Here is a 1,282-nt window from a genome sequence, read left to right as displayed (position 1 = left end):
GTCTTCCCCGGATGGAGTCCCCCGCCGCGGCCCCCGTCAACCTTCCTCCCCTGGAGTCCGTGGACACCCTGCCCGGGCTCCCGGTGATGGCGGCGAGCGCGCCTCCTCGCGCGGAGAAGCCCCGTCCGCAGTCGGCCGTCCGTGCCGCGGCCCAGCCGGGGGTGACCGAGGTGAGCGCGCGCCCCGCGTCGCTGTGGCGCCGGCTGCTGTCGTTCTCCATCGACACGGCGGCCATCGCTGGCGTGGCGGCGCTGTACATCACCCTCGCCTCGTCGGTGACGGGGATGAAGGCTCCCACCGCGGGCCTGTCGGGTCTGGACGGCTTCGTCGCGTGGTTGCGGGCGTTGCACACCGTGCTGCTGCCGGGCTTTTTCCTGGTGCTGATCCTGGCGCTCGTGTACTGCGCCGTGGCGGCCTTCCTCTGGAACGGACGCACGCTGGGCCGGCTGCTCCTGGGACTTCGCCTGGTGGACACGCACGGACTGGCTCCCGCTCCGGGTCGGGCCATCGTGCGGGCGCTGCTCGCCAGCGTCTCCTTCGTCCTGTTCCTCGGTGGATTCTGGATGGCGCTGTTTGATCGCCGTGGACAGACGCTCCATGACAAGCTGACGTCCACCTTCGTCGTTCAACCGAGCTGACCCACCGCTTCATTGTGCCTTGCGGCCGCGGCCGTAAGATGCCGCGCCTACATGCCCGCCCGCCTCGCTCAACTCCTCGTCTCCCGCATGCTCCTTTCCCAGGAGAAGGCGGGAGAGTTGTTGCGACACCAGCAGGCGCAGGGCGGGCACCTGGACACGGTGTTGCTGGAGCAGGGCCTCGCGAGCGAGACGGATGTGCTCGCGTTGCTCGGTGACGTCGCGGGCTTCCGGGCGGTGAACCTGGTCGACTTCGAGCCGAACGCCGAGGTCGCCTCCTTCATCCCCCCGAAAATCGCAGAGCGGCTCAGCGTGGTGCCGCTCTCGCTGGATGGGCAGACGCTGCACGTCGCCTGCGCGTATCCAGTGCCGAAGAAGGAGCTGGACGAGGTCGGCTTCCTGCTGGGCCGGCCGCTGGAGCTGTGGGTGGCCGCCGAGGTGAGGATCCGCGAGTGGATCTCCACCATCTACCGCCAGCCCCTGTCGCCGCGCTTCATCCAGCTCGTCGCCGCGCTGGACCCGGAGAAGCAGCTCCCGATTACCCCTCCTCCGCCGCCTCCGCCCGATGAGTCGTCCCTCACGGTGGAGATGGTGGAGCGACTGGCGCGCTCCGTGGCGAGGGAGCCCCTGGTCAGCGAGGCCCGACC

1 protein-coding gene and 1 pseudogene are annotated in these 1,282 nt (G+C 69.9%); both read left to right on the top strand.

The window, feature by feature from the left end; translation table 11 throughout:
- A partial coding sequence (locus HUW62_RS47290) for an RDD family protein (protein ID WP_176438193.1) occupies positions 1–638 on the top strand: 638 nt, incomplete at its 5' end.
- A 51-nt stretch (positions 639–689) separates the two neighbouring features.
- Positions 690–1,282: pseudogene (locus HUW62_RS47285) on the top strand (FrgA protein); the annotation flags it as partial.

This window comes from Myxococcus sp. AM011 (assembly GCF_013372595.1).
GTDB lineage: Bacteria > Myxococcota > Myxococcia > Myxococcales > Myxococcaceae > Myxococcus > Myxococcus eversor.
Note: the sequence above shows the minus strand (reverse complement) of the source record. Positions and strands in the feature narration are given on the sequence as shown.